The sequence below is a fragment of the Microbacterium sp. SWDP-B6 genome (assembly GCF_059803615.1).
In genome coordinates this window covers 68,021-74,180 of sequence record NZ_JAPFGV010000016.1, presented here as the reverse complement: position 1 = coordinate 74,180, position 6,160 = coordinate 68,021, and the positions used below count along the sequence as shown (strand labels likewise).

The following is a 6,160-nucleotide window of genomic DNA, read 5'->3' as shown; positions in this document are numbered from 1 at the left end:
GCGCCCGCGACCGAGGCCCTCGGCATCCCTCTCGTCTGGGGAGCCGTGCAGGAGTGGCACGCACAGGCCACCGTGTTCTGGTCGAACCCGCCCGAGAGCGATCCGGTCGTGCTGACCGACCTCTTCCCACTCGGCACCGAGGGCGAGCCGCCGAGCTGCGCGCAAGTGGGCGTGCTGGGTGCGCTGTGCGTGCAGGTCGGAGGGATGCTGGCGACCGAGGTCGTGAAGCTCATCACCGGCGCGGGCGAGCCGCTGCTCGGACGCCTCGCCATGATCGACGCCCTCACCTCGAGGCAGCACGAGATCGCGATCCGCTCGGCGGTGTCGGCATGAGCGCCGCAGGAGGCGGCCGCCGATCGGTCGAGGAGCAGCTCGCTCGCGTGCTCGACGCCGTGCGCACCCTGCCCGGTGAGACACGGGCGATCCGCGACGCCGCCCATCGCACCCTCGCCGAGCCGGCGACGGCAGCCCACGACATCCCCCTCTTCGACAACTCCGCGATGGACGGCTTCGCGGTGCGATTCGCCGATGTCGCCGCGGCATCCGAAGAGAACCCCGTCACGCTCCGTGTCGTCGCAGACCTGCCCGCCGGGGTGTCGGACGACCCGCCGCTCGCGGCAGGCGAGGCCGCGCGCATCATGACCGGCTCCCCTGCCCCGACCGCGGCGGATGCGATCGTGCCCTTCGAAGACACTGCGGGAGGCCTCGCTGACTCTCTGGGCGAGGTGCGGGTGCTTCGCGCGCCGGCCGCTGCCGGAGCCTTCATCCGTCGCCGCGGCGCGGACCTGAGATCCGGGGATGCAGTGGTGCACGCGGGCGAACGTCTGGGCGCCTTCCAGCTCTCCGCAGCCGTCGCCGCCGGGGTCGAGAGTGTGACCGTGACCCGGGCGCCGCGGGTGGCCGTCGTCTCGACCGGCAGCGAACTGCTCGAACCTGGCGAGAGTGCGGCCCGCGGCCGCATCCCCGATTCCAACGGCCCCCTGCTCGAGCTGCTCGTCGCGGATGCCGACGCCGAGGTCGTGCTCGTCGCCCGTGTGGCCGATGACGCCGAGGCCGTGCGCACCGTCACGGCGACGGCAGTCGAGCGCGGTGCCGACGTGATCGTGTTCACGGGCGGTGTGAGCGCCGGTGCCTACGAGCCCGTCCGCGGTGCGTTCGACGGCCGCGGCGAGGTCGAGTTCGCGAGCGTCGCGATGCAGCCGGGCAAGCCGCAGGCGTTCGGTGTGCTCGACACCGGCACCCTCGTGTTGGGACTGCCTGGCAACCCGGTGAGCGTCGCCGTGTCGTTCGAGGTCTTCGTGCGGCCGGCGCTGCTCGCGCTGCAGGGTCGCACCGAGATCCATCGCCCCCGCGCATCCTTCACCGCCGATGCGTCCTGGACGCCCCCTCCCGGCCGCCGTCAGTACCTCCCCGCGGTCGTCGACCTCGCGAACCGCACAGTGCGCCCGGCAACCGCAGGCGGCTCGGGCTCGCACCTCGCCGGAGGTCTCGCCAGAGCGCGTGCATTCGCGATCGTGCCCGCAGAGGTCGAGGCCGTCGCCGTGGGCGATGCGATCGATGTCATGCTGGTCGAATGAGCTTCACGCACCTCGACTCGGCCGGCCATGCCCACATGGTCGATGTGACCGGCAAGCAGCCGACCGTCCGCACCGCCACCGCGCGCGGCTTCGTGCGCTGCAGCACCGACGTGATCGCCGCGCTGCGTGACGGCTCCGCTCCCAAGGGCGACGTGCTGGCGGTCGCGCGGATCGCCGGCATCCAGGCCGCCAAGTCGACGCCGACCCTGCTGCCGCTCGCTCACGTGATCGGTGTGCACCGCGCCAACATCGAGCTCGACATCGTCGACGACGGCGTGCATGTCGAGGCGACCGTCGGCACCGCCGACCGCACCGGCGTCGAGATGGAGGCGCTCACGGCCGTGTCGGTGAGCGCTCTGGCGATCGTCGACATGATCAAGGGCCTCGACCGGTCTGTGGTCATCGAAGACGTGCGCATCGTCGCGAAGTCGGGCGGACGCTCGGGCGACTGGGTGCGCGAGGGAGAATCGCGATGACCCGCGTGCGCTACTTCGCCGCCGCAGCCGAGGCGGCAGGCGTCGATGCGGAAGAACGGCATGAGACGTCGCTCGAAGCCCTGCGCGCCGCGGTCGTGGCGGAGCATCCGGCTCTCGTCGACATCCTGCCGCGATGCGCGGTCATGGTCGACGGCGTACGCAGCGACGACGACCGGTCGCTCGACGACGCCCAGCTGATCGACGTGCTGCCGCCCTTCGCCGGGGGCTGACTCGGGCGTCGGCTCAGCCGCCGATGCCCTTCCACGACGTGGAGCCGTCGGACTCGACCTGACGCTTCCACACGGGCAGCGACGTCTTGATGTCCTCGATCACCGCCCGGCACACCTCGAAGGCCTCGGCGCGGTGCTCGGCGGCGACCGCGATCACGACGGCTGCATCACCCACATCGAGTCGACCGATGCGGTGGCTCACGGCCACCACCACTCTCGCATCGCCGACGGCATCCGCCGCAGCCTCTTCGGCGATGCGTCGCAGCGTCGACTCGGCATCGGGGTGCGAGCTGTACTCGAGGCCGACCACCGCAGTCGTCGCATCGGGGTCGTTGTCGCGCACGCGACCGATGAACGTCGTGACCCCACCCAGGGCGGGATCATCGACCGCGGCGAGATGTGCGTCGACGTCGAGACGCTCTTCGGAGATCCCAGCGATCCGAACCTCGTTCACGAGTGGTCACCGCCCGCGACCTGGTCGACCACGTGTCTCGCGACGGTCAGCACGACGGGAACCCCGGATGCCACGGCCCGCGGGGATCCCGGAAGATTCACCACGAGGACTCCGGCGGGGTCGACGATGCCGGCGACTCCGCGAGACAGCACCGACAGCGGAGTGTCGGCGAGACCGCTGCGGCGCAGCTCCTCGGCGAGGCCCGGCACCTCACGGGTGATCGCCCGACGGGTTCCCTCAGGGGTCTCGTCGCGCGGGCCCACGCCGGTCCCCCCGGTGGTCACGATCAGTTTCACGCCGCGCGCGACCGCCCGGCGCAGCGCGTCAGCGACCGACGAGGCACCATCGGCGATGACCTCGGCATCGGGGCAGTGCCACCCGGCATCTCTCAGCAGGCCGACCGCGATGGGGCCGCCCCGATCTTCTCGTTCACCCGCGAAGGATCGGTCGGAGACGGTGATCACGCAGGCGGGGAGCGACGTCATGGCTCCCACACTAGGGCGAGATCCGGCAGGACGCGCCGGCATCACGCGACGCGGATGAGCGAGCGCTGCCAGCCCGACGAACCGTTCGGCGCGATCGGCGCACGCTCTTCGATCTGCATGTCGCCGTTCTTGTTGATCGCCCGTACGGCCACGTAGTGCGTTCCGGGGGTCGCATCCCACTCCATGAACCACTGCACCCAGGTGTTCTCGTTGATCGGCGCAGAGAGCGTCGCCGGCATCCATTCGCCCTCATCGATGCGCACCTCGACGCGCTCGATGCCCACCGTCTGCGCCCAGGCGACACCCGCGATCGGGATGCGCCCGGCGTCGACCGCCTGGCCCACCTTGGGGGTGTCGACCCGCGAGGCGAACTTGATCGGTGCCTCGGCGCTGTATCCGCGAGGTGTCCAGTAGGCCTCGTCCTTGTCGAAGGTCGTGACCTTCAGCTCGGTGAGCCACTTCGTCGCCGACACGTAGCCATACAGGCCGGGCACGACCATGCGCACCGGGAAGCCGTGCTCGAGGGGCAGCGGCTCGCCGTTCATTCCCACCGCGAGGATCGCGTCGATGTTGTCGTCGGTGAGCGACGACAGAGGCGTGCTCGCCGTGTAGCCGTCGACGCTCTTCGAGAGCACCATGTCGGCACCCGACTTCACGCCGGCCTTCTTCAGCACATCGCGCAGCGGCACACCGAGCCACTTCGCGTTGCCGACGAGGTCGCCGCCGACCTCGTTCGAGACGCAGGTGAGGGTGATCGCATACTCGTCGAGTCCCATGTCGAGGATGTCCTGGAAGCTCATCTCGACCCGCTGATCGACCATGCCGTCGATCACCAGACGCCAGGTGCTGGGGTCGATCGTGGGCACGGTCAGTGCGGTGTCGACGCGGTAGAAGTCCTTGTTGGGAGTGAAGAGCGTGCTGAGGCCGGGGATGTCGAGCTCGGCGCCCTTCGGCACGGTGACGGTCGACTTCGGCGCGGGCAGCTTGATCGCGTCGCGGATCGTCGCGACGGAGGCGACGGTCATGCTCACGGCACGCGAGGCGATGCCGACGACGACGGCTGAGGCGCTGGCGATGCCCGCGAGGACGAAGAACTGACGGCGCCCCATCGCCTTCGGGGGCTGCTCGACATCCTGGCCCACCGTCTCGCGATCGGTCACGGCGAGACCCTCGCCCTTGCGGTCGGTCATCGCGACGGGAACGGCCGACGCCTTCCACGTTTTCAGACGGCGGATCAGGAGGACGATCAGGATCGACCCTGCGATGGTGCCGAGCACGGGAGGCAGGAAGGCGAGGGCCGTGACACCGGCCCTGGTCACGATCGCGGCGGTGGAGAGCGCGCCCGCGACCGCCAGGGCGATCACGCCGAGCGGGGGACGGAGCAGCTGCAGGATTCCGGCGATCGCCGACGCGATCACCACCGCGAGACCGAGACCGACCAGCAGCGCGATCTTGTCGTACTCGCCGAAGGTCGCGATCGCGAACTCCTTGAACGGCTGGGGCACGATGTCGATCACGAACCCGCCGACCGCGAGGATCGGACTCGCTGAGCGCGCGAAGATCAGCGCGAACAGCTCGGCGGTGGCGAGGAAGACGGCCCCGCTGATCACACCCGAGAGTGCGGCCCAGAAGATGAATCGTCTGCCTGTGCTGCGCTGAGTGTCTTTGCTGCGCTGTGCCATGGTCTGCTCCTTCGCACCGCCGACGGTGTGGTCAGCGTTTGTTCGGAGCGGAGACGCGAACGGATGGGCGCGCGGGAACTGTCGCTAGAGGCGGCGCGCGGTGATGGTGTCGCGGTCCTGCAGCTGACGCAGGGTGCGCAGGCATCGGGAGCACAGGATCTCGACACGACGAGGGTGGTTCTCGCCGCAGACGCAGTCGACGGTCACGCGCCATTTGGCCTTGCGGCCGCAGGCGGCGTACGCCTCGTCGTCACCGTGGTCGCACTCGCAGAGCTGGCGTCCGCGATCGTCGAGACCGGGGAGCTCCACAAGGGTTCGCTCGACGTCGGAGACCGGAGGCTGCTGCGTTTTCACCACCTGCCGATGTTCCCAGGGGTGCGCGGCTGCGCGCAACACGGTCGCGCGGGCGGCACACCGCGGTCCTCGCGTGCGCCGCCGTGCACGATTCAGCACGAAAGCCGCGAGAACGGCCAGAACACCCCCAGAACCGGCCCATTCGATGCGCTCATGCTGAATTGTGAGCGAACCGCCTGCGCACCCATCGCGCGAGCGGCTGGTCAGACCTGCACGACGTGCGGCGGGGGCGGCGGCGCGAGCTGGCGCTGCGGCACCCCGTGTGCCTCGCGGTGCAGGCGCTCCATGCGGCTGTCGAGCTCGGCTGCGGCCTCGGCCGCGTCGGTCAGGCTCTCGACGAGGTGCGAGGGCACCTGATTCGAGAACTTGTAATAGATCTTGTGCTCGAGGCTGGCCCAGAAGTCCATCGCGATCGTGCGGAACTGCACCTCGACCGGCACTGACAGAGCTCCGGTCGACAGGAACACCGGCACCTCGATGATCGCGTGCAGGCTCTTGTACCCGTTGTCCTTGGGATTCGCGATGTAGTCCTTGACCGTGACGACGGTCACGTCGTCCTGAGCAGTCAGCAGATCGAACAGGCGATATACGTCGGCGACGAAGCTGCAGGTCACACGCACGCCCGCGATGTCGGTGATCTCCGAGCGGATTCGCTCGAAGTCCGGCTCGGCGATCCCCTTGCGCGCGATCTTCTCGACGATGCTGTCGGGTGTCTTCAACCGGCTCTTGACGTGCTCGATCGGGTTGTAGGCGTGATGGTGGGTGAACTCGTCGCGCAGGATCCCGATCTTCGTCTCGACCTCCCGCATGCCGAACTCGTACTCGCGCAGAAAGCGCTGGAACTCGTCGCGGAGCTCCCGAGTCTGCTGGATCGCGTCGTCGGTGACCTGAAGAGACGTCAT

General features: G+C 69.4%; 9 protein-coding genes. 4 read left to right on the top strand and 5 right to left on the bottom strand.

Annotated elements, in window-relative coordinates; translation table 11 throughout:
* From OPU70_RS16345 to OPU70_RS16330, 4 genes are all read left to right on the top strand, one after another.
* Nucleotides 1-333: HesA/MoeB/ThiF family protein (locus OPU70_RS16345; RefSeq protein ID WP_498558259.1), on the top strand; the 333-nt coding region annotated here is incomplete at its 5' end.
* Nucleotides 330-1,577 (top strand): molybdopterin molybdotransferase MoeA, encoded by a 1,248-nt coding sequence (locus OPU70_RS16340; RefSeq protein ID WP_498558258.1) that lies wholly within the window; start codon nucleotides 330-332, stop codon nucleotides 1,575-1,577. The genes OPU70_RS16345 and OPU70_RS16340, both read left to right, overlap by 4 nt.
* Nucleotides 1,574-2,053, top strand: a complete 480-nt coding sequence (gene moaC / locus OPU70_RS16335) for a cyclic pyranopterin monophosphate synthase MoaC (RefSeq protein WP_498558257.1) — start codon at nucleotides 1,574-1,576, stop codon at nucleotides 2,051-2,053. The genes OPU70_RS16340 and moaC overlap by 4 nt, the downstream gene beginning before the upstream one ends.
* On the top strand, nucleotides 2,050-2,283 hold the full coding sequence (locus OPU70_RS16330) for a MoaD/ThiS family protein (protein WP_367822278.1): 234 nt from the start codon (nucleotides 2,050-2,052) through the stop codon (nucleotides 2,281-2,283). Before moaC ends, OPU70_RS16330 begins: the two co-directional genes overlap by 4 nt.
* Before the next feature lie 13 nt (nucleotides 2,284-2,296).
* On the opposite strand, the gene OPU70_RS16325 is transcribed toward OPU70_RS16330, so the two are convergent.
* From OPU70_RS16325 to OPU70_RS16305, 5 genes are all read right to left on the bottom strand, one after another.
* Nucleotides 2,297-2,737, bottom strand: coding sequence for a molybdenum cofactor biosynthesis protein MoaE (locus OPU70_RS16325; RefSeq protein WP_367822276.1), 441 nt, complete (start codon nucleotides 2,735-2,737; stop codon nucleotides 2,297-2,299).
* Nucleotides 2,734-3,222, bottom strand: a complete 489-nt coding sequence (locus tag OPU70_RS16320; RefSeq protein WP_042538132.1) for a MogA/MoaB family molybdenum cofactor biosynthesis protein — start codon at nucleotides 3,220-3,222, stop codon at nucleotides 2,734-2,736. Before OPU70_RS16320 ends, OPU70_RS16325 begins: the two co-directional genes overlap by 4 nt.
* Before the next feature lie 41 nt (nucleotides 3,223-3,263).
* A complete protein-coding gene (locus OPU70_RS16315; RefSeq protein WP_498558256.1) occupies nucleotides 3,264-4,904 on the bottom strand; it encodes a molybdopterin-dependent oxidoreductase in 1,641 nt (546 codons plus the stop codon).
* An 84-nt stretch (nucleotides 4,905-4,988) separates the two neighbouring features.
* On the bottom strand, nucleotides 4,989-5,261 hold the full coding sequence (locus tag OPU70_RS16310) for a hypothetical protein (protein ID WP_056375416.1): 273 nt from the start codon (nucleotides 5,259-5,261) through the stop codon (nucleotides 4,989-4,991).
* Nucleotides 5,262-5,461: 200 nt separating this feature from the next.
* Entirely contained in the window at nucleotides 5,462-6,160 is a 699-nt protein-coding gene (locus OPU70_RS16305; RefSeq protein ID WP_309693328.1) for a GTP pyrophosphokinase, read from the bottom strand.